At 63.2% G+C, this 24,240-nt stretch carries 22 protein-coding genes, 1 pseudogene and 1 riboswitch; of the genes and pseudogenes, 14 read left to right on the top strand and 9 right to left on the bottom strand.

All coding sequences use genetic code 11. The features are described from left to right. Positions 1-101 precede the first annotated feature (101 nt). The 13 genes and pseudogenes from USDA257_RS36750 to USDA257_RS10970 all read left to right on the top strand — a co-directional run bounded on the left by USDA257_RS36750 (position 102) and on the right by USDA257_RS10970 (position 12,887). The gene (locus USDA257_RS36750; protein ID WP_041414087.1) at positions 102-620 is read left to right on the top strand and encodes a hypothetical protein; all 519 of its coding nucleotides are present in this window, start codon (positions 102-104) and stop codon (positions 618-620) included. 187 nt (positions 621-807) lie between these two features. Next, positions 808-1,106, top strand: a pseudogene (locus USDA257_RS33830) (class 1b ribonucleoside-diphosphate reductase subunit beta); the annotation flags it as partial. 48 nt (positions 1,107-1,154) lie between these two features. Further along, positions 1,155-1,386, top strand: a riboswitch (cobalamin riboswitch). A 258-nt stretch (positions 1,387-1,644) separates the two neighbouring features. After that, a complete protein-coding gene (locus USDA257_RS36755; protein ID WP_223843451.1) occupies positions 1,645-2,607 on the top strand; it encodes an ABC transporter substrate-binding protein in 963 nt (320 codons plus the stop codon). Further along, the gene (locus USDA257_RS10925) at positions 2,604-3,632 is read left to right on the top strand and encodes a FecCD family ABC transporter permease (protein WP_041414091.1); all 1,029 of its coding nucleotides are present in this window, start codon (positions 2,604-2,606) and stop codon (positions 3,630-3,632) included. Before USDA257_RS36755 ends, USDA257_RS10925 begins: the two co-directional genes overlap by 4 nt. Continuing rightward, entirely contained in the window at positions 3,629-4,432 is an 804-nt protein-coding gene (locus tag USDA257_RS10930; RefSeq protein ID WP_014763012.1) for an ABC transporter ATP-binding protein, read from the top strand. Before USDA257_RS10925 ends, USDA257_RS10930 begins: the two co-directional genes overlap by 4 nt. Continuing rightward, positions 4,429-4,926: a pseudoazurin gene (locus tag USDA257_RS10935; RefSeq protein ID WP_014763013.1), complete on the top strand. Its 498-nt coding sequence runs from the start codon at positions 4,429-4,431 to the stop codon at positions 4,924-4,926. The genes USDA257_RS10930 and USDA257_RS10935 overlap by 4 nt, the downstream gene beginning before the upstream one ends. A 219-nt stretch (positions 4,927-5,145) precedes the next feature. Then, on the top strand, positions 5,146-6,171 hold the full coding sequence (locus USDA257_RS10940; RefSeq protein WP_014763014.1) for an ABC transporter substrate-binding protein: 1,026 nt from the start codon (positions 5,146-5,148) through the stop codon (positions 6,169-6,171). Between the two features lie 69 nt (positions 6,172-6,240). Further along, positions 6,241-7,746 carry a sugar ABC transporter ATP-binding protein gene (locus USDA257_RS10945; protein ID WP_014763015.1) on the top strand — a complete coding sequence of 502 codons (1,506 nt, stop codon included), beginning with the start codon at positions 6,241-6,243 and terminating at the stop codon, positions 7,744-7,746. After that, on the top strand, positions 7,746-8,738 hold the full coding sequence (locus tag USDA257_RS10950; RefSeq protein WP_014763016.1) for an ABC transporter permease: 993 nt from the start codon (positions 7,746-7,748) through the stop codon (positions 8,736-8,738). Before USDA257_RS10945 ends, USDA257_RS10950 begins: the two co-directional genes overlap by 1 nt. Continuing rightward, on the top strand, positions 8,735-9,691 hold the full coding sequence (locus USDA257_RS36760) for an ABC transporter permease (RefSeq protein WP_014763017.1): 957 nt from the start codon (positions 8,735-8,737) through the stop codon (positions 9,689-9,691). Before USDA257_RS10950 ends, USDA257_RS36760 begins: the two co-directional genes overlap by 4 nt. After that, the gene (locus tag USDA257_RS10960; RefSeq protein WP_014763018.1) at positions 9,688-10,707 is read left to right on the top strand and encodes a LacI family DNA-binding transcriptional regulator; all 1,020 of its coding nucleotides are present in this window, start codon (positions 9,688-9,690) and stop codon (positions 10,705-10,707) included. The genes USDA257_RS36760 and USDA257_RS10960 overlap by 4 nt, the downstream gene beginning before the upstream one ends. Positions 10,708-10,728: 21 nt before the next feature. After that, entirely contained in the window at positions 10,729-11,973 is a 1,245-nt protein-coding gene (locus USDA257_RS10965) for a Gfo/Idh/MocA family protein (protein ID WP_014763019.1), read from the top strand. Positions 11,974-12,119: 146 nt separating this feature from the next. Then, positions 12,120-12,887, top strand: coding sequence for a 3-hydroxyacyl-CoA dehydrogenase (locus USDA257_RS10970; protein WP_014763020.1), 768 nt, complete (start codon positions 12,120-12,122; stop codon positions 12,885-12,887). 76 nt (positions 12,888-12,963) lie between these two features. On the opposite strand, the gene USDA257_RS10975 is transcribed toward USDA257_RS10970, so the two are convergent. The 9 genes from USDA257_RS10975 to USDA257_RS11015 form a co-directional block, all read right to left on the bottom strand. Beyond that, the gene (locus USDA257_RS10975) at positions 12,964-14,037 is read right to left on the bottom strand and encodes an ABC transporter ATP-binding protein (protein WP_014763021.1); all 1,074 of its coding nucleotides are present in this window, start codon (positions 14,035-14,037) and stop codon (positions 12,964-12,966) included. Further along, the gene (locus tag USDA257_RS10980) at positions 14,034-16,298 is read right to left on the bottom strand and encodes a glycoside hydrolase family 2 protein (RefSeq protein ID WP_014763022.1); all 2,265 of its coding nucleotides are present in this window, start codon (positions 16,296-16,298) and stop codon (positions 14,034-14,036) included. Before USDA257_RS10980 ends, USDA257_RS10975 begins: the two co-directional genes overlap by 4 nt. 8 nt (positions 16,299-16,306) lie before the next feature. Further along, positions 16,307-17,128 (bottom strand): carbohydrate ABC transporter permease, encoded by an 822-nt coding sequence (locus USDA257_RS10985; protein WP_014763023.1) that lies wholly within the window; start codon positions 17,126-17,128, stop codon positions 16,307-16,309. Further along, positions 17,125-18,024 (bottom strand): carbohydrate ABC transporter permease, encoded by a 900-nt coding sequence (locus tag USDA257_RS10990; protein ID WP_014763024.1) that lies wholly within the window; start codon positions 18,022-18,024, stop codon positions 17,125-17,127. Before USDA257_RS10990 ends, USDA257_RS10985 begins: the two co-directional genes overlap by 4 nt. A gap of 124 nt (positions 18,025-18,148) precedes the next feature. Beyond that, on the bottom strand, positions 18,149-19,423 hold the full coding sequence (locus tag USDA257_RS10995; protein ID WP_014763025.1) for an ABC transporter substrate-binding protein: 1,275 nt from the start codon (positions 19,421-19,423) through the stop codon (positions 18,149-18,151). Positions 19,424-19,549: 126 nt separating this feature from the next. Then, positions 19,550-19,987: a type II toxin-antitoxin system VapC family toxin gene (locus USDA257_RS11000; protein WP_014763026.1), complete on the bottom strand. Its 438-nt coding sequence runs from the start codon at positions 19,985-19,987 to the stop codon at positions 19,550-19,552. Continuing rightward, the gene (locus USDA257_RS11005; protein ID WP_014763027.1) at positions 19,987-20,232 is read right to left on the bottom strand and encodes a type II toxin-antitoxin system VapB family antitoxin; all 246 of its coding nucleotides are present in this window, start codon (positions 20,230-20,232) and stop codon (positions 19,987-19,989) included. The genes USDA257_RS11000 and USDA257_RS11005 overlap by 1 nt, the downstream gene beginning before the upstream one ends. Positions 20,233-20,378: 146 nt before the next feature. Further along, positions 20,379-21,446, bottom strand: a complete 1,068-nt coding sequence (locus USDA257_RS11010) for a LacI family DNA-binding transcriptional regulator (RefSeq protein ID WP_014763028.1) — start codon at positions 21,444-21,446, stop codon at positions 20,379-20,381. Between the two features lie 69 nt (positions 21,447-21,515). Further along, positions 21,516-22,451, bottom strand: a complete 936-nt coding sequence (locus USDA257_RS11015; RefSeq protein WP_014763029.1) for an AraC family transcriptional regulator — start codon at positions 22,449-22,451, stop codon at positions 21,516-21,518. Positions 22,452-22,648: 197 nt separating this feature from the next. On the opposite strand from USDA257_RS11015, the gene USDA257_RS11020 reads away from it, so the two are divergent. Continuing rightward, the gene (locus USDA257_RS11020) at positions 22,649-24,121 is read left to right on the top strand and encodes an alpha-glucosidase/alpha-galactosidase (RefSeq protein WP_014763030.1); all 1,473 of its coding nucleotides are present in this window, start codon (positions 22,649-22,651) and stop codon (positions 24,119-24,121) included. Positions 24,122-24,240 lie beyond the last annotated feature (119 nt).

Here is a 24,240-nt window from a genome sequence, read left to right on the forward strand (position 1 = left end):
TAGGGATTTTCAACTGATCGGCGATGGCCGTTTCGCTCGGCTTGCCTGCGTTCGGTGTGAGCTCGCCCGGAGACGGGAATTAGGAAACCGGTTACACTTGCATGTGCCGATGGCTCGAGGAGGGCGGGGCGAAGGGACTGTTCGACATCGGCGACGCGCTGGCGACCGCCCGCATCATGGACCTGATCCGCGGCGCCGCGGCACTCAAGACCGGCCACGGTACCGAATGGCCGGGCGGCGCGGATAGGCCGGGCTTCATGCGCAGCTGCATCCGCCTGATCGTCAAGGCATCCGTGCGCGTGGCTCAGCGCAACGCGATTAGTTCGCTTGTGTCCAGGTCGTTATGTCATTCTTCGAACGACCCAGAGCGACCGGCCCGCATGGGCGATTCCGGACACGAGTCGGAGGCGAGGATCGTCCTTGAGCCGCTCGGCCTCGATCGCCTCGAGAAGCAGGGCCTGCCGGTCGGTCTCGTTTGCATTCGGCGTGATCCAGCAGCGCCGATCCTCGCAGCAGAGGCCGGCTTCCGGATGCTCCTGCAGATACTCGATCGCATATTCGGCGCCCACTGTTCGCGGTCCTGCGTCGACGGACATCTGTCCCTCCTCCTGCCTCCGTGATTGCTCAAGGATTATACTTGATTGTGGCGTCTGTTGCAGGAAGACGTTTTTGCTTGCTGCCGTCGGGAGCAATCGCGGCGTCTCGCTTCACCGGCCTGACGCTGCTCGGCACGATCCAGAACGGTGTCGGCGCGTGAAGCTGATGGCCTATCCGGTGACGCCGCACGAGGAGGCGGTGCTTACCAACATCAAGTACTTCGCTTTCGACCTGTTGCTCGGGCTCTACGACAACGAGGTGAAATATACCGAAGCGGTCTACGACGGCGCCGGCCTCACCGAGACGTCAATAAATTCCTGCACTACAACGCCATCAAGGCGCTGATGAAGCTTGGCTACGAGGCGCTGTTCCCGCCGGAAGCCTGCAAACCCCGCGATCCTGTCGGCGCTCTCGCCGGCCGCCGACGAAAACCATGACTTCTTCGCGGGTGGTCGTCCTATGTCATAGGCAAGGCGGTCGCGACGGAGGACGAGGACTGGGATTTTTGACGCTCCGGCATGGCGATAGAACCGGCCTTGACCAGCTGAGATCAACTATTTAATGAAGCCAGTGACGGTTCCCCTACGATGAAGCGAAGGGGATTAATAGGGAACACGGTGCGGACGACCCAAGAGGGACCAAGACCGTGGCTGCCCCCGCAACTGTAAGCGGATTGCCGCCCATCCTAGTGACGCGAAAGCGTTATGCCACTGCGAGCTCGATCGTGGGAAGGCAGGTGGACGGCAGATATCCGCGAGCCAGGAGACCTGCCGTCATGCGTTCACTCCAATGCGGGCGGGGATGCCCGGAACAGGATATACGATGACCTCTCCTTGTGCCGATCTGCGCCTTGTAGCCTGCGGTCTTCCCCGTTCCTCGACGCCGTCTCGCTGTCGGCAGGCGGTCTGACTCCGTCCGTCCGCGCCACGAACGGCCGCATTCCGTGCGGCCGCTTCATCGAATCCGGGGAATAGACTTATGAAAAGCATCTTTGCGAAATCTAATCGCGGCGTCCTGTGGGCTGCTGCCGTTCTTCTGGCCATCGGCATGGAGGCCCAGGCCGCCGAAACCAGCTATCCGCTGACGCTCACCAATTGCGGCCGTCCGGTCATCTTCCAGAAGGCGCCCGAACGCGCCGTCTCGATCGGCCAAAGCAGCACGGAGATCCTGTACCTGCTCGGCCTTCAGGATCGGATGGTGGGTACCGCCGTCTGGATCGGTCCGGTCATCAAGGGTTATGAGGACGCGAATGCAAACGTCGAGCGGCTGGCCGACAACGACCCGAGTTTCGAAGGCGTCGTCGCCAAGAAGCCGGATGTCGTGACGGCGCAGTTCCAGTGGCATGTCGGGCCCGAAGGCATCGTCGCCAAGCCCGAGCAGTTCGAGGAACTCGGCATTTCGGTCTACACGTCGCCAGCCGATTGCGTCGGCAAGGACAATAGCGGCGGCGGCGATGGCGTTCGCCACACGGTCTTCACGATGGACCTCATCTATCAGGAAATCACCGAACTCGCCCAGATCTTCAACGTCCAGGAGCGCGGCGAGAAGCTGGTCGCCGAGTTGAGGGCGCGTGAGGATGCGGCGAAGAAGAAGATCGCGTCGGCGAACGGCAAGCTCTCCGCGGTGTTCTGGTTCTCGAGCGCCGAGCTCGACATCGATCCCTACGTCGCCGGCAAGAACGGCGCGCCGGGCTATATCATGCAGGCGCTCGGCATCGACAACGTCATTGACAGCGAAGAGGAATGGCCGACCGTCGGCTGGGAAACCATCGCCAAGTCCGGCCCGACGCTCGTCGTCGCGGGAAAGATGGAGCGCCGTCGCTTCCCCGCCGACGACGTCGTCGTCAAGCACAAGTTCCTGGAGTCGGACCCGGTAACCAGCCTGATGCCTGCGGTGAAAGAGGGCCACGTCGTCGAGATGGACGCCCAGGCGATGAACCCGACGATCCGGACCATCGAAGGCATCGAGGTGCTGGCCGATGCCGTCGAGAAATCCGGCCTGAACAAGTGATCGGCATCGCCCCATCCTTGTCGCGGACGAGCGCCAGCCTGCTGGCGCTCATCGTGCTGCTGGTCGCGCTCTGGCTGGGCGCGGCGATCGGCGAGACGGCCATTCCCATGGGCGTCGTCGCCAAGACTGTCGCCAACCGATTGTGGGATGCCGGATACGGCCTCGATGCGCTCGACGAGGGGATCATCTGGAACTACCGGGTGAGCCGCGCCATCGTGGCCGCCTGCTGCGGTTCGGCGCTGGCGGTCTCCGGCGTCGTGCTGCAGTCGCTGCTGCGCAATCCGCTGGCCGACCCCTACATTCTCGGTATCTCGGCGGGTGCATCGACCGGTGCGGTCGGCGTCGCCGTTCTCGGCATCGGCGCCGGCCTGCTGACGCTGCCGGTCGGAGCGTTCGCAGGAGCCATTCTCGCCTTCGGGCTCGTCAGCCTTCTGGCGATGCGTGCCGGCAGGGGCCATGGCGCGATCATTCTGGCGGGCGTCGCCGGCTCGCAGCTCTTCAACGCGCTCACGTCGCTCATCGTTACCAAGGCCGCCAATGCGGAACAGGCGCGCGCAATCATGTTCTGGCTGCTCGGCAATCTTTCCGGCGTGCGCTGGCCGGATGTCTGGCTCGCCGTTCCTGTCGCGCTGGTCGGCCTCATTGTCTGCCTGTGGCACGCGCGGGCGCTCGACGCCTTCACCTTCGGATCCGAGTCCGCCGCCTCGCTCGGCATCCCGGTGCGCCGGGTCTATGTCGTCCTGATTGGCGCATCGGCGATGATGACGGCGGCCATGGTCAGCATCGTCGGGTCGATCGGTTTCGTCGGCCTCGTCATCCCGCACGTGTCCCGGATGATCGTCGGCGTCCGGCACGGATTGCTGCTTCCCGCCGCCGCCTTGATCGGGGCGTTGTTCATGATCGCCGCCGACATCGTGTCGCGCGTCATCATTCCGGGGCAGGTGCTGCCGATCGGCGTCGTCACGGCGCTCGTCGGCGCACCGGCCTTTGCCGTCATCCTCAGCCAGCGCAGGACAGTTCGATGAACCTCTCCGCTTGCAATGTCTCGTGGTCGATGGGTGGAGTTTCCATCCTCCGGGATGTCTCGCTCGACGTCGTCGCGGGCGAGTTTCTCGGCATCGTCGGGCCGAACGGCTCCGGCAAGACCAGCCTGATGTCGCTGCTTGCCGGCCTCCGGCGGCCGCGGTCCGGCCGGGTGCTGCTGGACGGACAGGGCGTCGACACGCTGGGACGGAAGGAAATTGCCAAGCGCATTGCGCTGGTCGAGCAGCAGGCCGAAACGGGCGAGCGCATTTCTGCGCGCCAGGCGGTGGAACTCGGCCGCACGCCGCATCTCGGCCCTCTCACACCGTGGTCGACGAGGGATGACGAGATCGTCGACGAGGCGATCCGCAATGTCGGCATGGCGCAGCTTGCGGCGCGGACGTGGCACACGCTGTCGGGCGGGGAGCGGCAGCGCCTGCACATCGCCCGCGCCCTGGCACAACAGCCGCAGATGCTCCTTCTCGACGAGCCGACGAACCACCTCGATGTCGGCCATCAGATCGGTCTCCTGCATCTCGTGCGCCAGCAGAAGCTGACGGCGGTTGCCGCACTTCACGATCTCAACCATGCCGCCATGTTCTGCGACCGCATCGCGTTGATGAGCGGCGGTCGCGTCACTGCATTGGGACGGCCGCACGAAGTTCTCACCCAAGAGCGAATCCGCACCGTCTTCGGCGTCGACGTTGATGTCGAGTACCAGGGCGACGGCCGCTATCATATCCGTTACCGCGCCCCCGGTTCCCCGCCTGCCGAAAAGCCGATGCTGAAGAGGATTTCATGATCAGTCTTGTCAGGCTGCTGTTGACCGTCCTGATTGCCATTTCGATGCCGGCCTTGGTGAGCGCCGAGACGGTCGAGGTCAAGATGCTGAACCGGGGCGAGAAGGGTTCGATGGTTTTCGAACCGGATTTCCTTGCGCTCCGGCCGGGCGACAGCGACAAGTTCATCGCCACCAACAAGAGCCACAACGCCGCGACGATCGACGGAATGGTTCCGGACGGGCATCCGGGATTTAAGTGCAAGATCAACGAGGAGATCGTCGTCACCTTCGATAAGCCCGGCTTCTACGGCATCAAATGCTCGCCGCATTACGCCATGGGTATGGTCATGCTGATCAAGGTCGGGCATGTCGAGCTGCCGCAGAGCTATCGCGCGATCGAGGTTCCCGCCCGAGCCAAACCGCGCTTCGAGCGCTCTTTGCTGGAGCCGAAGCGGAGTAGCTGGGAAATAGCGGTCGCGGCCCATACCGAACTTCCAAGAAAGTCTCCAGGGTAAATGGCACCTCTCCTCCGTATCTGCCGGATAGCTCCGATCATCGGAAGCCCGGCGGACCGTTGCCCCCCGCCCGCAGAGCACAATCGGCGGAAAATCTAGGCTCTCGATTTAGCGGGCAAGTTCGCCAGCGTTGGAGGTTGCCGGTACAACCCTGAACTCCCATTGAAATCGATTACATTTTCTGGCTTCATAGCGCTCGCAAGATTTGGGAGGAATCTAATGACGAAATTCATTGCTCTTGCGCTTGGCACGGTCGCGTCCATCGTTATCTCGGCCTCGGCGGTCAACGCGGAAACATTCAAGATAGGCCTTTCGAACGGCTGGGTCGGCAGCGAGTGGCGCACCCAGATGATCGACGAGGCGAAGGCCGCCGCGGCGAAATGGAAGGACAAGGGCGTCGACGTCGAGGTTTCCGTCCAGAGCGCCAATGTCGACGTGCCCGGGCAGATCGCCCATATCCGCAACTTCATCGCGGAAGGCGTCAACGCCATCATCGTCAATCCGAACAGCCCGACGGCCTTCGACCCGATCTTCGCGCAGGCGAAGGAGGCGGGCATCCTGGTGATCGCGACGGACGCGGAAGTCTCCTCGCCCGATGCGGTCTATGTCGGGATCGACCAGACCGCTTGGGGTGCTGCGGGCGCCAGGTGGCTCGCCGAGACGCTCGACGGCAAGGGCAAGGTGGTGGCGATCAACGGCGTTGCCGGGCATCCGGCAAACGAGATGCGGGTCGCCGGCTACAAGCAGGTCCTCAAGGATTTCCCGGATATCCAGATCGTCAATGAAGTGAACGCCAATTGGGATCAGGCCCAGGGACAGCAGGCGATGCAGAACATTCTCGCCACCTATCCCGACATCAACGGCGTGGTCGTGCAGGACGGCATGGCGGCCGGCGCCTGGAAGTCGATCACGGATGCCGGCAAGAAGGACCAGATCGCCGCGACCGGCGAGATCCGAAAGGACTTCATCGACCTCTGGATCAAGGAGAAGCTGAATTCCGGTGCGACCGTGAACCCGCCCGGCGTGATGGCGAGCGCGCTCAACGTCGCCGTGCTGATGCTGCAGGGCAAGGAGCTGAAGGAGCCGGCCAAGGCGGGCCAATACGGCAACGCGCTCTATCTGCCGATCCCGTTCATCGACTCGAAGAACGTCGAAGAGGCGGCAAAGCAGCTCGATGGGAAGCCCGGCTACTATTCCTATACGAGCTCGCTGTCGATCGAAGAGGCGGAAGCGCTCTTCAAGTAAGCCTTTCGAAGTCAGGCGCGGGCCCTCTCGGCCCGCGCTCGGCCACCGGATCGTAACGGACACGGTTCCATGTCGAAATTGAAACTGAACGGGGTGAGCAAGGCTTACGGCGCGACCTTGGCGCTCCGCCGCGGTGACCTCGAAGTCCTGGCGGGCGAGGTCCACGTGCTGATGGGCTCCAACGGCTCCGGCAAGAGCACGCTCTGCAAGATCATCGCCGGCAGCGTGCGGCCGGACGACGGCAGGATCCTGATCGACGACACGCCGGTGACGATTACCGGGCCGCGTTCGGCCCGCGCCCAGGGCATCGGCATCTTTTATCAGGAGCTCAGCCTCGCCGCCCACCGGACAGTCGAGGAAAACATCTGCCTTGCCGCCCTGCCGGTCAAAGCCGCTCTCTTCGTCGACCGGACGGCACTGGAAGAGCGCGCGGCGCGCTATATCGCGCTGTTCGAGGGCGTATCCGGTGAAGGGTTTTCCGCCGACGCGCTGGTCGGTAATCTCAGGCCCGACCAGCGCCAGCTCGTCGAGATCATGAAGGCGTTGGCCAGCGAGGCGCCGCTTCTCATCTTCGACGAGCCGACTTCGGCGCTCGACCGCGCCCAGGTCGAGCGCTTCTTCGAGATTCTGCGCGATCTGAAGCGGCGCGGCCGCGGCATCATCTTCATTTCGCACCGGATGGACGAGATCAAGGCGATCGGCGACCGCGTTACGATCATCCGCGACGGCGAGACAATCACGACGCTCAATCTCGGCGAGACCGATGCCGGCACGGTTATCCGGCTCATGGTCGGGGGAGCCGGCGACATGCCAGCTTCGCAGTCTTCGGCGCCGGCCGCCGTCGACGCCAAGGACGGGGCGGCGCTGACGGTCCGCGACCTTTCCGGCGTCGGCTTCCGCAATGTCAGCTTCGAGGTTGCGCGCGGCGAAATCCTCGGATTCGGCGGGCTGCACGGCCAAGGACAGTCGGCGCTGCTTAGGGCGATCTTCGGCGCCGGTTCGATCGCGTCGGGCGAAATCCTGATCGGCAGCGATCGGTTCGATGCGGCAAGTCCGCGCGATTCCATTCGGCGCGGCTGCGCCTATGTCTCCGGCGACCGCGGCCGCGACGGCGTCATCAGCGGCCGGCCGATCATCGAGAACGTCACGCCGATCCACTACCTGCGCGACCGGCTGATAATCGCCAGGCCCTCGAAGCTCAGCGACCGGGTCCAGCCGGCGCTCGAAAGCATGCATACGAAATTCGCGAGCCTCTTCCATCCGATCAATTCGCTCTCCGGCGGCAACCAGCAGAAGGTGATCATCGCCCGCTGGCTGATCGACCGCCCGGACGTGCTGCTGCTTGACGACCCGACCAAGGGGATCGACCTCTCGGCGAAGGCCGACCTCTTCGCGCTGATCCGGCAATTGGCGGCGGAGGGTCTCGGCATCATTCTCTATTCTTCGGAAGACGCCGAGCTGCTCGGCAATGCCAACCGCATCCTGGTCTTCAACGGCGGCTCCGTCAGCCGGGAACTCACCGGGGCGGATCGCACCCGCTACAATCTCTATCAAGCCGCGTACGAGGCCGCCTGATGGCAGAGATTGCAACAGGCCCGACCTACCGGCGCGCCGGCGGCATCCGCAGACTGCTCGAGCGCTACCCCTTCCTGCCGGCGCTCGCCATCGTCCTCGTGCTGCTTGCCTTGAACGGCGTCTTCTCGCCGAACAGCCTCAGCTACCGCTCGTTGACCGGGCTTCTGAGCACCTATATGGCGCTGATCCTGCTTGCTATCGCCCAGACCTATGTCGTCTATGCCGGGGACATCGACCTGTCGGCGGGCTCGATCCTCTCGCTCGTCAATGTCGCGATCGTCGTTCTGATGGAGCGCTGGGGCGGCGGCGCCGGCGCGGTGGTGCTGGCGCTTGCCATCGGCCTGCTGCTGGGGCTTGCCTGCGGCCTCGTCAACGGGCTTGTCGTTGCGGCGTTGCGCCTGCAGGCGATCGTCGCCACCTTCGCGACCAGCATCTTCTTTACCGGCCTGGCGCTCTACATCCTGCCGGTTGCCGGCACCCCGGCGCCGACCATCTTCTGGCGCACCTATGGCGGCCGGCTCTTCGGGCTGCCCTTGGTCTTCTATATCCTGGCCGGACTGCTCGTTCTCCTCGCGGTACTTGGCCGCACGCGCCTCACCACGCAATTGCTCGCCGTCGGCGACGACCAGCAGGCGGCCTATCAAACCGGGCTGCCGGTGGTGGCGATCAGGATTCGCGGCTACCTGCTCTGCGGCCTGTTCTCGGCGCTTGCCGCCTTCTGCATCACCGGAGACACGGCGAGCGGCGATCCGCTGGTCGGCGGCAAGATGACGCTCTTCAGCGTCGCCGCGGTGGTACTCGGCGGCAGCGCGCTCTCGGGCGGCTGGGGAACAGTGGTCGGCTCGCTTCTCGGCGCGCTGACGATCGGGCTGATCAGTTCGGTGGTCTTCTTCATGGGCACGCCTTCGGAGTGGCAGAATTTCGTCCAGGGCCTCGCAATTCTTATCGTGCTGATGGCCGGCGTACTTGCCGGCCGGAGGGCGCGTCCATGACCAGCGTAATCTCTTTCCTTCGCCAGCCGATCGTCGTCGCGCTCGTCCTGATCGTTCTCCTCCTCTATCTCGGCGAACTGCTCTCTCCCGGCTTTGCCAGTGGTGCGCAAATCCTCAGGCTCCTGATCGTCGCCTCGCTGCTGGGCATCGTCGCGGCCGGGCAGAACGTCGTGATCCTCGGCGGGCGAGAGGGCATCGATCTCTCAGTCGGCGGTGTCGTCTCGCTGTCGGCGATCATTGCCGGCAATGTCATGAATGGTGCCGATGGCGGTATTGTGCCGGCTATCGTCGCCTGCCTCGCGGCCGGTGCCTTCTTCGGCCTCCTGAACGGCCTCGGCATCACGCTGCTGCGTATCCCGCCGCTGGTGATGACGCTCGGCATGCTCGGCGTGCTGCAGGGCCTTCTCGTCGTCATCCGCATGGGCATTCCCTCCGGCCAGGCTGCGCCGGCCCTGTCGCGTTTCGTCACCCAGCCGCTTTTCTTCGGCGTGCCCGGAATCATCTGGCTGTGGGTCGCGTTCGGCATCCTCATGGCCTTCATGCTCAACCGCACCGTTTTCGGCCACCGCATCTATGCGGTCGGCTCGAACGAGCACGCCGCCTATATGGCGGGCGTTCCGGTCAAGCTTATGCGCATCGCGCTCTTCATGATCTCCGGCATGTTCGCGGCCATCGCTGGCCTCTGCTTGCTCGGCTATTCAGGCTCGTCCTTCGCCAATGTCGGCGAGCAATACACGCTGACTTCGATCATCGCGGTCGTCTTCGGCGGCACGTCGCTCGCCGGCGGCAAGGGCGGCTACACCGGCACCATGGCCGGCGCCTTCCTGCTCGTCATCCTGCAGGGGATCCTCACCACCGTAAACATCGACGAATCCGGCCGGCAGATGGTGTTCGGGGCGACCTTGCTGCTCCTTATGATGTTCTATGGGCGGGGTCGGGCGATGCGCGCATGAGGGAGCGGCCGAAGATCAAGGATATTGCTCAGAAGGCCGGCGTGTCGGTCGCCACCGTCTCGCGTGCGCTTTCGGATTCGGCGCTGGTGACGGCGGAGACGCGCCAGCGCATCCATGATCTCGCCCGTGAGCTCAACTATCGCCCCAACGTCAGCGCCCGAAACTTGAGGACCCGCAAGTCGATGGCGGTGCTCCTCGTCGTGCGCGATGTCGGCAATCCCTTCTATCTCGACATCCTGAAAGGCGTCGAAGCGACGGCGCGGGAAGCCGGCTATGCGGTGCTGATGGGCAATACCGAGAACGATCCGGTCCGCGAGATCGAGTATTTTAACATGCTGCGCGACGGCCATGCCGACGGCATGATCCTGATGACCGGCAAACTGCCGCCGGCGAGTGGCGATCGTGCCGGCGCCTCGAACCATCTGCCGGTGGTGGTCGCGCTCGAAATGATCGAGGGCTCGGGACTGCCGCATGTGCAGGTCGACAATGTCGGGGCCGCGCGTGGAGCGGTCGCGCATCTGATAGGGCTCGGGCACCGGCGGATCGCCCATATCAGCGGTCCCGTCCCCGAGCCGATGAGCGTCTATCGCCGGGAGGGCTACCGGCTCGCCATGCGCGAAGCCGGACTGGAGATCCCCGCAGGCTACGAGGTGCGCGGCAACTTTCTTCTGGAAAGCGGACAGGAATGCTGCCGGGCGCTCTTCGCCCTGCCGGAACCGCCGTCTGCGCTGTTCGTCGCCAATGACGAGATGGCCTATGGCGCCGCCCATGAGCTGAGGCGCATGGGGCGCGACGTCCCGGGTGAGGTCTCGGTCGTGGGTTTCGACGATCTCTATTTGAGCAAGGCCTTCTACCCGCCGCTGACGACCGTCAGCCAGCCGCGCGCCGAGATCGGCCGCACCGCGATGGGCCTCCTGCTCAGCATCCTGTCGGGCGGAAGCGTCGAGGGCGGCGAACCGATCGTGCTGCCGACGGCGCTCAACATTCGGGGCAGTACGGCGCCGCCTTGCACGTGAGCCATCCTGGGGAGGAAGGAAATGACCACATTGCCGAAAGGGACACTGCGCGTCGGATTTGTCGGAACCGGCTTCATCGCCCGCTTCCATCTGCAATCGCTCACCGGCGTGCGCAATGTGGAGGTCACCGGCGTCTACAGCCGCAATGCGGAAAATCGCGACCGCTTCGTGGAAGCGGTGAAGGGGCTTGAGCTCGGGACCTGTCGCGCCCATGACAGCCTCGCGTCGCTTCTCTCAGCCAGCGATGTCGATGCGATCTGGATCCTTTCGCCCAACTATACGCGGCTCGAGGTGATGCGAACGCTCCATGCGGAAATCAAGGCGGGTCGCAGCAGGGTCTTTGCGGTCGCCTGCGAAAAGCCGCTGGCGCGCACCGTCGCCGAAGCCCGCGAGATGCTGCGTCTCGCCGAGGACGCCGGCCTCAATCACGGCTATCTGGAAAACCAAGTGTTCTGCACCCCGGTTCTACGCGGCAAGGAGATCATCTGGCGCCGCGCCGCCTCGACGACGGGCCGGCCCTATTTGGCACGCGCCGCGGAAGAGCATTCCGGCCCGCACGAGCCTTGGTTCTGGCAGGGCGACAAGCAGGGCGGCGGGGTGCTGTCGGACATGATGTGCCATAGCGTCGAGGTGGCGCGCCATCTCTTGACGGCGCCCGGCGCGCCGCGCAGTTCCTTGAAGGTCAAGGCGGTGAACGGCACGGTGGCGAACCTTAAATGGACCCGCCCGGCCTATGCCGATCAACTGCGCCAGCGATATGGAAGCGATGTCGACTATTTGAAGCGCCCCTCGGAGGATTTCGCCCGCGCCACCGTCAGGCTCGAGGACGAGGAGGGCCGCGAACTGATGATCGAGGCGACGACCTCCTGGGCCTATGTCGGCGCCGGCTTACGCATCCAGCTGGAGCTTCTCGGCCCCGAATATGCACTCGAATACAATTCGCTCGGCACGGGGCTGAAGATCTTTTTGTCGCGGGCGGTGCAGGGGTCCGAGGGCGAGGACCTGGTCGAAAAGCAGAACGCCGAACAGGGGCTGATGCCTGTGCTGGAGGACGAGGCCGGCGTCTATGGCTACACGGACGAAAACCGGCATATGGTCGAGTGCTTCCGCAAGGGCGTCAAACCGATCGAGACCTTCGAGGACGGGCTCGCCGTGGTCGAGATCCTGATGGGACTCTACCGCTCGGCCGAAATCGGCGCGACGCTCAATTTTCCGGCGCCGGAGCTCGAGAATTACGTGCCGTTGGTGGCACGCACGGGCGCGTGAGGCATCCGCTTCCGTTCGGTATCGCCTGCGATGGCGCGTCCGACTATAGTCGCCACGGAGGATTCGGCGGCTAGCCGATGCGATGCGACACGGGAGGATAGGATGATACGGAAGAATTCGGCCGCACGGCCCGCTGGAGCGCGGCCATGCTGATCCTCGACAAGGTGTTTCTGGTCACCGGCGGTGGATCCGGGCTCGGCGCCGCCGTGGCGCGGATGTTCGTCGCCGAAGGCGCCCATGTGGTCATCGCCGACGTCAATGTCGAGGCTGGGGCGGCGATCGCCGCGGAACTCGGCGCCCGCGCCCGCTTCGTGCGCACTGATGTGACGAGCGAGATTGAAGGTGCGGCCGCGGTGGAGGTGGCGATCGAAAGCTTCGGGCATCTCCACGGGCTGGTGAACTGCGCCGGGATAGCGCCCGGCGAAAAAGTGCTCGGCCGTGACGGGCCGCACCGGCTCGACAGTTTTGCGCGCGCGATCGGCATCAACCTTGTCGGCACGTTCAATATGATCCGGCTGGCCGCCGCAGCGATTGCCCGGGAGGAGCCGGATCTCGAAGGCGGCCGCGGCGTCATCGTCAATACCGCTTCGGTCGCCGCCTTCGACGGTCAGATCGGCCAGGCGGCTTACGCGGCCTCGAAGGGCGGCGTCGTGGCAATGACCCTGCCGATCGCACGCGAACTCGCCCGCTCCGGCATCCGCGTCGTCTCGATCGCACCAGGCATCTTCGAAACGCCGATGATGGCCGGCATGCCGCAGGAGGTGCAGGATTCGCTCGGCAAGAGCGTACCCTTCCCGGCGCGCCTCGGCCGGCCGGGCGAATATGCCGCGCTGGTTCGGCATATCTGCGAGAACGACATGCTGAACGGCGAGGTCATCCGCCTCGACGGGGCATTGCGGATGGGGGCGAGGTAGCGGACCTCTCAGCCGGGGCGGATAAGGGGGGCCGGATCGGACGCTATCCCGACTGTCGCCGCCAGTTGAAGCCGCACTACCGCAGCCGCTTCCCATCCCCGTCGAACACCAGCGCGCAGCCCGGATCGAAGCGAGCAGAAATGCGGTCGCCGGATTTGAGGCCGCGGCCGTTCTTCGTTTCGATAATAACAAGTTCGCCATTGCCGTGACGAGCATAGGCGAAAGTCTCGCCGCCGAGATGCTCCAGCATATCGATCGTCAGCTCCAGGCTCGCCGAGCCATGCTCCTTGAAGTGTTCGGGACGGATGCCGACCGTCACCGGCGTGCCCGTTGCCATCCCTTTCAAGCCGACGGGGATTTTTGCGTCGGCATAGTCCGGCAGGCGTGCATGGGTCTCTCCGCCCTCGCTGTCGATCACGCCCTTCAAGAAATTCATCTTCGGCGAGCCGATGAAGCCGGCGACGAAGAGATTGGCGGGATCGTCGTAGAGATCGAGCGGCGAGCCGACCTGTTCGACCACCCCGCCGCGCATGACGACGATCTTGTCGGCAAGCGTCATCGCCTCGACCTGGTCGTGCGTCACATAGATGATCGTGGCGGCGAGCTGTTTGTGGAGCCTCGCGATCTCGATGCGCATGTGGACGCGCAGTTCCGCGTCGAGGTTGGAGAGCGGCTCGTCGAAGAGGAATATCTTCGGGTGGCGGACGATCGCCCGCCCGATTGCCACGCGCTGGCGTTGCCCGCCGGAAAGCTGCTTCGGCTTGCGGTCGAGCAAGGGCCCGAGTTCCAGGATGTTGGCGGCTTCGCTGACCCGTTTTTCGATCTCGGCCTTGCGCACGCCGGCAAAGCGCAGCGCAAAGCCCATGTTCTCCCGCACCGTCATATGCGGATAGAGCGCATAGGACTGGAAGACCATGGCGATGCCGCGTTTCGATGGGTCGATATCGTTCATCAGCACGTCGTCGATCGTCAGATCGCCGGAGGTGATCTCCTCGAGACCGGCGATCATCCGGAGCAGGGTCGACTTGCCGCAGCCGGACGGTCCGACGAAGACGACGAACTCACCCGACTTGATCTCGAGGTCGACGCCCTTGATGACCTCGAAACCACCATAGGACTTGCGGACATCGCTGAGTTGGAGCTCGCTCATGCGCGCGCCGCTCCTTCGGTAGTGGCGGACAGCGCAAGCCTGGTCGTGGCGAGACGCGACGACGTTACGGTGACGAGAATGTCGCCGACACTGCCGGTTGATTCCAGCCAGAAGCCCGTCGAACCGCCCTGGAAGACGACGCGCTCCGGTCCGAGAAGCCGTGCCGGGCCATCAACCGCGATATCGATGGCGTCGTTCAGGAACGGCAGAATATTGCCGGCCTGATCGAGGGCGCGGACGATGACGCGCACACTGTCGCGCCCCTCGGCCTGCAACGTCCTGCTGTCGGCTTCAACGGCAAGCGTCGTCGGCAGCGGATCGGCAGCCATCCGGAGATGGGCGACCGCCTTGTCGTCGATGAAGCCGGTGAATTCGGCGCTTTCCCATTTCATGCCCCAGACACCGAGCTCGTCCTTGGTGAAGTGGCGGTGGTCGATGACGACCGGCGGATGCGGCAGATGTGGGAAGGTCTCGCGGTCCGGGCCGACCCGCTTCGTAAGCGAGCCGTATTTCAGTTCAATCTCGTCGCAGTTGGTGAGCACGATCAACGGCAGCACGCCGCCGATATTGCGCTCGCCGCGCGCCCAGAAGGTGACGGGCTTCATCACCACTTCTTCCGACGGCTCGCACTGGCTGGCATAGACGTAAGCGGCGAATTTCGGCTCGCGGAACATGTCCATGACGCCGTGATAGCAGATCCGGTCGCCGGAGCCGAAGTCCTTGTGGGTGTTGTAATCGAACATGCACCATCCGATGGCGCCGGAAATGCTGTCGTCACCGTAGGCGGCGTTCAGCACCTCGAGATGCCGGCGGACATGTTCGGCCTGGCGCTGTTCCTGGTCGTAGATCTTCGTCGGATACATGTGGCCGCCGAATTCGGTGATGAGGTAGGGCACCTTGCCGGAAAGCCCGGTGCATTCCTGCTGCGGGCGCAGCGCCGTGCGGGGCCGGTTCGAGCCGGGCAGTTCCTCGTTGCCGAGAATGAAGTCGTTCATCGTGTAGACGTCTTCGAGAAACTCGCTGTCGGTGATGTAGCGCACACCGCCGGTCTGCCGGGTGGGGTCGAGGTCGCGGGCGAGGCGGTTCGTTTCGACGTAGAAATCGTGCGAATCCTGCGACTCGTTGATCCTGACGCCCCAGATGACGATCGACGGGTGATTCCAGTCGCGCTCGATCATGCGCCGGACGTTCTGGATAGCCTCCTCTTTCCATGCCTCGCCGCCGATGTGCTGCCAGCCGGGGATTTCTTCGAAGACCAAGAGGCCGATGCGGTCGCAATGGTCGAGGAACCATTTCGACTGCGGATAGTGCGAGGTGCGCACGAGATTGCAGTGGAGCTTGTGCTTCATGATCTCCGCATCGCGCTCCTGCGCGCTGCGCCCCATGGCGTAGCCGACATAGGGGAAGGCCTGGTGCCGGTTGAGGCCGCGGATCTTGAGCGGCCGGCCGTTCAGCCGGAAACCGTCGACGGTGAACTCCGCCGTGCGGAAGCCGAAATGCGAGGCGAGCCGGTCGCGGCCGTGATCGGTCCGGAGCTGGACTTCGACCTGGTAGAGCACCGGATGGTCGATGTCCCAGAGCGACAGGCCCTTGAGGCCGGTCAATTCGAGCGTGACGTCCTCGCCGCTGGTCTCGGCGACCGCCTCGGCGAGGACCTCGCCCTTCGCATCCTTGAGGAGTGCGGTCACGGTGCCGGCGAAGGCGAGGCCCTGCGGGTTGGCGAGGTCGCAGCGGACGGCGACCGACTTCGTGTCGGATAGCACGTCGCCGGGCTCGATCTTGATGCTGGCGATCGACACCGCGTCGGTGACCTTGAGCCAGACGTCGCGATAGATGCCGGCATAGGTGAGATAGTCGATCCGGCCGCCGAACGGCGGGATCTCCGGGTTCTCGCTGCCGTCGATCTTGACCGTGATCAGGTTGTCGCCGTCGCAAAGCCTGCCGGTCAGGCGCGCCTCGAAGGGCGTATAGCCGTCCTTGTGGGCGATGATCTCCTCGCCATTCAGATAGACGACGGCATCGGCCATCGCGGCGTCGAAGACGAGCGAGACCTCGCGACCGTCGAAGTCCGGTCTTGAGACAATGACCTTCTGATAGGTGAAGGCTCGCTGGTAGGAGGTCTCGTCGAAATAGTTGAAGGGCAGCTCGACGGCATTATGCGGCAGGCTGACGGCCTGGCCAGGCTGAAGCGCGCCAGCGTCGGCGACAGAGAAGCCTTCGGAAAAGACCCATGAATCGTTGAATGAGGTAACAGAGCGCATCATCGTTCCTATTTGACCGAGCCCAGCATGCCCTGGACGAATTGGCGTTGCATGAAGAAGAAGACGGTGAGGGTGGGAAGCGTCGCCAGGAACGTACCGACCATCACCACCCCGTAGTCGGGGTAATAGGCCGAGGCGAGCGAGGAGATGACCAGCGTAATCGTCTTCGTCTCGTTCGACTGCAGCACGATCAGCGGCCAGAGATAATTGTTCCAGGCGGTCATGAAGACGATGATGAAGGCGGCCGCGTAGGTCGAGCGCATCACCGGCACATAGATGTAGAGGAAGATCTGCCACTCCTTGAGGCCGTCGACCTTCGCGGCGTCGCGCAGTTCCGAGGGAAACGCCTTGGTGCTCTGCCGGAAGTAGAAGACGATGAAGGCCGAGCCGATCGTCGGCAGCACGACGGCGATATGCGTGTTGATGAGGCCCATCTTGCCCATCATGATGAACAGCGGGATCATCAGCGCCGCAAAGGGGATCATCAGCGTCAACAGCATGGCGCGGTAAAGCCCCTCGCGCCGTCGCGAGCGGAAGATCTCGAAGCCGTAGCCGGCGAGCGACGAGACCGCCAGGGTAAGCACCGTCGCGAAAATGGTGACCTTCGCCGAATTCCAGAAGACCAGCGGCACATTCACCAGGGTGAAGAAGTTGGCGATGTTCGTTGCCAGCACTTCACCGGGCACGAGCCGGCCCTTGATGATGTCGATCGAGGAATTGGTCGCGCCGAGCGCCATCCAGATGAAGGGGAAGACGGAGAGAAAGGCCATCAGCCCGACGAAGCCGTAGGTGAAGACAGCCGATGCGATGCGTGCGGGGTTGGCGCTCATTTCTCGCGCTCCCTGGCCAGGAAGAACTGCAGGAAGGCGAGAAGGGCGACGAGGATGACGATGACGTAGGAGACCGTCGCCGCATAGCCGAAGTTCGGCATGAAGCGGAAGGTGAGATTGTAGATGTAGAGCGACAGGGTCAGCGTTGCATTGGACGGTCCGCCCTTGCCCTCGGTCAGGTTATAGACCTCGTCGAAGAGCTGCAGCGTGCCGATCGTCGAAATCACCGTGGTGAAGAGGATGACGGGCTTCAGGAGCGGGATAGTGATGTGGGTGAAGCGGGCCCAGGCCGGGACGCCGTCGATGCGCGCGACCTCGTAGATCGACTTGTCGATGTTCTGCAGGGCCGCCAGATAAAAGATCATGTTGTAGCCGGTCCACCGCCAGGTGATGGCGATGATGACGAGCGTCTTCGCCCAGAAGGGATTTGTCAGCCAGGGAATGGGCGAGGCGATGATGCCGATCGCCTGGAGCGTCGAATTGACGATGCCGTCGGGCGCAAACATGCCCTTGAAGAGCACGGAGTAAGCGACAAGCGAGGTGACGCAGGGCAGGAAGATCGCGGTGCGGAAGAACCCCCTGCCGACGAGCCGCGGATTGTTGAGGAGCGACGCCAGGATCAGGGCGAGCAGGATCATGATCGGCACCTGCACGACGAAATAGGTCATCGTGTTGGTCAGCGCCTTGAGGAAGACCGGATCGTTCCAGAGGCGGACGAGGTTTCCGAATCCGGCGAACTTCATCATCATGCCGCGGCCGGACTGGAACGACATCCAGAGCGACCAGAGGATCGGATAGACCATGAACAGGGCGATCAGCCCGAGCGCCGGTGCGACGAACAGCCAGCCATTGACGTCATAATATCGGCCGATGCCGCCGCGGCGGGCGAGAGCCATCGTCAACCTCATGAGTAACTGATATCGTTGGCCGCGGCTCAAGCCGCCACGGCCGTGGGTCAGTAAATGGGCAACCTGCTGAGTCGAGGCGCGGACGGATCCGCTGCCTGATCCCGCTCTCGGTTTACTGGATATGCCCGCTGATCTCGGAGTCAATCGCCTTCAGCACCTCGTCGACCGGCGTGCCCTGTGTCAGCGCCGGCAACTGCGCGGTGACCGCGAGATCCGCCTCGTTGGTGAAGACGCCGTACTTGACCGATGGCACTTTCACGAGCCAGTCGGAGAAGTTCTGCCAGACCTTCTCGCCGCCGAAGAACGGATCGGCGGCCTCGTAGGCTGCGCCGCCGCGGGCGGCGAGCAGCGAGCCGACGGCGCCGCGGTCCTGCAGGATCTTCTGGTAGAAGTCGATGTCTTTGCCGTAAATCTCATTGAGGAAGTCGATCGCCTCGGCCTTCTCCGCCGAGCTTTCGAGCACATACCAGCTCGATCCGCCGAGATTCGAGGCATGCGTCGCCCCCTCGATCGAGAGCGCCGGGATCGGCGCGACGCCCCATTTGCCGGCCTGATCCGGCTGCGCCTTGACGGTGCCGGTGATCCACACACCGGTAACGACCGTGGCGACGTCGCCCGAAGTGAAGGTGCCGACCCAGTCGGACCACCCATTGGCCGGCTTGTAGATGTTGGCGGACATGATCTTGCCGACGGTCTCGAGCGCCGCCTTCAGCGCCGCATTGCCGGTGATGTTCGGCTTGCCTTCCTTGTCGAAATACCATTGCCCGGCCGACTGCATGATGATGCGGACAAGGCCGCCATCGTTCGGGTCGAGGCCCATCATCTTCTTGCCGGTCTTCGCCTCGACTTGGCTGCCGATCTCAATGAAGCGATCCCAGGTGAGGTTCTGCATGTCCTCTGGCTTGAAGCCGGCCTGCTCGAGGTAGTCCTTGCGGTAATAGAGACCGGTGACGCCGGAATCGAAGGGCATGCCGTAGACCTGGTCGTCGACGGTCATCACCTCGACCTTGTAGGGAGCGAAGCCGGAATAATCGACGGTGCCGGAAAGCGGCGCAAAGGCGCCGGGGAAGGACTGCAGATATTTTTGCGCGCCGTAGTCCTCGATGAGCACGATGTCAGGCAGCGCATCGGCGGTGCCGGAGGCGAGACCCGTCTGGAGCTTCTGCTCGACGTCGGTCTTGGCGAAATCGACGACGTTGAAGGTGACGTCCGGATGCGTCTTGGTGTAGCGGGCGCCCGCTTCCTTCATGATCGCGACGTTGAAGTTCGGATCCCAGCACCAGATGGTGATTTCCTTCGCCTCAGCGGCGGTCACCGCCAGAAAGCTAGCACTCGCCAAAGCGAGAGCGGTGATCCGCGGCAGACGGGTACGCGCGAAAATATCCATTCATTCCTCCCTCAAGGTTCGTTCCCCGAGACAGTCCTCCCTGTCTCTGGCCGGGAGTATTTCTTAAAATTGGGAGCAGCGCAATATTTTCAGTAAATTTTTACCCCGGGTTTTTCACAGACCAGCTTAGGCGCGCTCTATGTCCGTCAGGGAAAAATCCTCGCCCTTGAAGAGCAACGGTAGGCGATGAGCTTTGGCGCACGCATAGGAAAAGCAATCTCCGAAATTGAGCCTTGCGGGGTGGGCGACTACGCCGCCGTAGGTCCGGCAGGCGTTGATCGCGGTGCGATGCATTGCGCTATCGATCGTCAACTCTTTCGCCCCAATCGCTTCGATGAAAACCTCAACGTGCTGTTGCGCCAAATCAATTAGGTACGGCGGGATCGGCACTTGGTGTCCGAGCGCACCGACCCGCTTTTTTCGGGCGAGGCTGATGACCGCCTCGAATATGGAAAGCGATGAATAGTAGATCGGCTTCGCCGCTTCTTCGATCTTGGCAATCAGAAGATCGGCGTCTTCCTCGTTGCTAAGGATTGCAACTATGGCAGAGGCATCGAGGAACATCAGATGCCGCCCCACTGTTCATCGGTAAATTTCTTCATATCGAAGTCCGGATCGTCCGGACCCATGGCGCGAACATCCTCCTGCAGCCGCTTGATCCGGTCTTTCAACGGGATAGCGTGTTTGGCCCGCTCCAACTCATTGAGCAGCGCCCTGCGCACCGCCTCCGTCTTGTTAGGAGCATTGATCGCCTGCTGGACCTGCTTCGCAAGCGCGTCGACGGCACCGTCGCGAATATAGAGGGACATCGGGGACTCCTCATCTGTCATATTCCAAATACGAATATACGTATATTCTATTTGGGATATACGCCGCCTGCAAGCCGGGCATGCCGCCACGCGGTCGCGCCTGCCTCCAAATGGGCAAAGCAGCGCGACGAACATAGAGCCGACGTCTAGACGGGGCCTAATTCTTTGCGTGCGGCCGTGGTTCGGCCAACTCCAGGATCATCCCGCGCCGGGGTGCTCCCCCGCCAGACGATCTCGGTACCGAGGACGACCTTCTTGGCAACCTCGCGCCCGGAAAGGCGCTCGAGCAGCAGGTCGACGGCGGTTTCGCCGATCAGTTCGGCCGGAATCTTCACCGTGGAAAGCGGCGGCCCCAGAAACTGGGCAACGGGAATGTCGTTGAAACTCGCCACGGCAATGTCCTCTGGGATGCTGAGGCCCATCTCGCGAATGGCCCGATAGGCGCCGAGCGCCATGTTGTCGTTGCAAGTAATCAGGACCTTCGGCGGATTGGGCTTCGACAACATCGCCTTGGTGAGCGCGTAGCCGCTGTCGGGTGTCATCCGCTCGACCATGCACAGAGCCGGATCGTAGAGCCCGGCCTTTACCATCCACTCGATATAGGTACGGCAACGGCGCTCCGAATGGATGTTTTCGGGTTCGTGGAAAGCATCGATCCAGCCGATGAAGCCGATCCGGCGATAGCCCATGCCGTGAACCGCTTCCAGGAGCCGGATCATTGCCATCGCGACGTCGCTCAACACGCTGTCGTCCGCATCTCCGGCCGGCGCGTAGTCGGCAAAGACGAGGTGGCGGCTGTGGCGGCGCAGCCATTCGAGCTGCTCGCCATAGTAGTGGCCGACGGCGACGACGCCCGAGGCGCCCTCGAGGATCGCCGCCTCCGGGGGGCTGCCTGTGTGGAAGACCTTGACGATTTCGCTCTTCAGTGCCTGGCACCGGCTTTCGATGCCGAGCCGCACGCCGACGTAATAGGGGTCGGCCAGTTCCTGGGCCGGCTCGAGGAAATGCACGAGGGCGAGCTTGACCCCGACGCCGACACCTTGAGCCGCCCGGCTGCGGTTGCGCGGCGTCGCGTAATTGAGCGCTTCTGCCGTCTCGATGATCGCCTGGCGCTTCTTCGTGGAGATCGACAGTGTCGGATCGTAGTTGAGAACCCGCGACACGGTCGCCGAAGAGACGCCGACGGCCGCTGCGATTTCCTTGATTGTCACCATTCCCTTAGGTCCCGCCAGTCAGCCACGTACTTCGTGCGCTGTGTTTAGTAAAATTTTATCGCGAAGATTTCAATCGCAAGCCGCAGCCAGCGTTGTAACCGATTCGCTTATCTTGGTGGTTTTCGCCGGCACGCTCGCATACATGCCGGTGGTGCGGAACTCCGTCGGGCTCGCGCCGAATACCCGGCGGAAGACCTTGGCGAAGTAGTTGGGGTCCTCGAAGCCGGACAGGATGGCCACTTCCTTGACCGGCAGGTCCGCGGTCTTGGTCAAGAGCTTCACCGCCCGCTGCAGCCGCTTCTGCAGCACGAACTCGGCGGGCGGCATGCCCTCGCTTGCCGCGAAGACGCGCGAGAAGTGGGCGCGGCTCAAGCCGGAGACGTGGGCAAGTTCTTCGACCGGCAGCGGCTTTTCGAGATTCGCCAGGATGTGGTCGATGACGTGCTGCATCTTCCGGTACTCTTCGCTGATGACCGGATGCGATCCGAAGACGTCGTCATAGAGCGTCATCGCCGCCTCATAGGCGATCGCCGAGGCGCGTCCGGGCGTTTCGCCGCCGTCAATGAGGCGGAGGCTGCAGTCGGCCAAGTGCTCGACCGTCTCCGGCTGCAGCTTCAGGACAGGGCCGGTGACGGCGAGAATGGAGCGGTGGATGCGCAGCGCCTCCTCGCCGTTCATCGAGATCCAGAAGAACTCCCAGCGCCCGCCGTCCTCCAGCCAATAGCGGTGATTGTGCGGCACGAGCAGGAGCAGCGTGTCGCCCTCACGCACGCGAAAGCTGCGCTGTTCGTAGCGCAGGTTTCCGGCGCCGCCGATCGTGTGCTGCAGCACCGTGAACGGCGTCTGGCCGCGCTTGCGCCCGTCCCAGTCGTAGCTGCCGTCGGTTCTGATTTCGTAGCCGGTGCTGGTCGGCATCGTATGCAGGCTCTGTCTTCCCCGCGGCAGCGAAACTGTCCGCATCACCGGCCCGCGGTCGATCAAATGCTGCAGCACAGAATTACCCATGAAAGCACAATCCCTCTCTAGTCGCGCTCCGGATTATACACATAATGACCACAGATCGCGCAAGACGCACGGCTAACCGGCGTTTGAAGCAAGGGTTTTCGGTGAGGACGGCCCGCCGAATGCGGCCGGATCAATTCGATGAATTGATTTTACCCTTACAGCGCGAAGATCGCCATTGCGAGGAGGCATAAACGAAAATGGGCAGCTTCAAAATCGCCATTATCGGCGCCGGCAGCGTCGGTTTCACCAAGAAGCTTTTCACCGACATCCTGTCCGTGCCGGAGCTCCGCGACGTCGAGTTCGCCTTGACGGATCTGAGCGAGCACAATCTCGGCATGATCAAGACGATCCTCGACCGGATTGTCGAGGCGAATAATCTTCCGACACGCGTCACGGCAACCACAGATCGACGCAAAGCGCTCGAAGGCGCTCGCTATATCATCAGCTGCGTCCGGGTGGGCGGCCTCGAGGCCTATGCGGACGATATCCGCATTCCGCTGAAATACGGGGTCGACCAATGCGTCGGCGACACGATCTGCGCCGGCGGCATTCTCTACGGCCAGCGCAACATTCCGGTCATCCTCGATTTCTGCAAGGACATCCGCGAGGTCGCCGAGCCCGGGGCCAAGTTCCTGAACTATGCCAACCCGATGGCGATGAACACCTGGGCGGCGATTGAATATGGAAAGGTCGACACTGTCGGTCTCTGCCACGGCGTCCAGCACGGCGCCGAGCAGATCGCCGAGATCCTCGGCGCCAAGGACGGCGAGTTCGACTATGTCTGCTCCGGCATCAACCACCAGACCTGGTTCATCGACGTCCGCCTCAACGGCCGCAAGATCGGCAAGGACGAGCTCATTGCCGCCTTCGAGGCCCATCCGGTCTTCTCCAAGCAGGAGAAGCTCAGAATCGACGTCCTGAAGCGCTTCGGCGTCTATTCGACCGAAAGCAACGGCCATCTCTCTGAATACCTGCCCTGGTACCGCAAGCGCCCTGACGAGATCACCAAATGGATCGACATGTCGGACTGGATCCATGGCGAGACCGGCGGCTACTTGCGCTATTCGACCGAGACCCGCAACTGGTTCGAGACCGAGTATCCGCGCTTCCTCGAAGAGGCCGGCAGGCCGCTCGATACGATCAAGCGCTCGAACGAGCATGCGAGCCATATCCTCGAAGCGCTCGAGACCGGGCGCGTCTATCGCGGTCATTTCAACGTCAAGAACAATGGCGTGATCAGCAACCTGCCGGCGGATGCGATCATCGAATCTCCTGGCTTCGTGGATCGCTTCGGCATTAACATGGTGTCCGGCATTACGCTTCCCGAGGCCTGTGCCGCCACCTGCATCTCGTCGATCAATGTCCAGCGCATGTCCGTTCATGCGGCGATCACCGGGGACATCGACCTTCTGAAGCTCGCGGTGCTGCACGACCCGCTGGTCGGCGCGATCTGCACGCCGGAGGAGGTCTGGCAGATGGTCGACGAAATGGTCGTCGCTCAAGCACAATGGCTGCCGCAATATGCCCATGCCGTCGAGGCGGCCAAGGATCGGCTCGCCCGATCGACGGTGAAGACCCGCGAATGGACGGGCGCGGCCCGGCGCGAGGTGCGCTCTATCGAGGAAATCCGCGCCGAGAAGGAAGCCGCAAAGCTGCGCGCTGCCGGCTAGGCCCGGCTGAGGAAAATGTGAGCGGTCTTCCGCTCGTATCTGCGCCAAGCCTTTGAAAGGACAGCGCGAAACGGCATCCGCGTGAGGAAGCGAATGTCGTCCGGCGGGGGCGCATGACG

Origin of the sequence: Sinorhizobium fredii USDA 257, from assembly GCF_000265205.3 — a bacterium.
GTDB lineage: Bacteria > Pseudomonadota > Alphaproteobacteria > Rhizobiales > Rhizobiaceae > Sinorhizobium > Sinorhizobium fredii_B.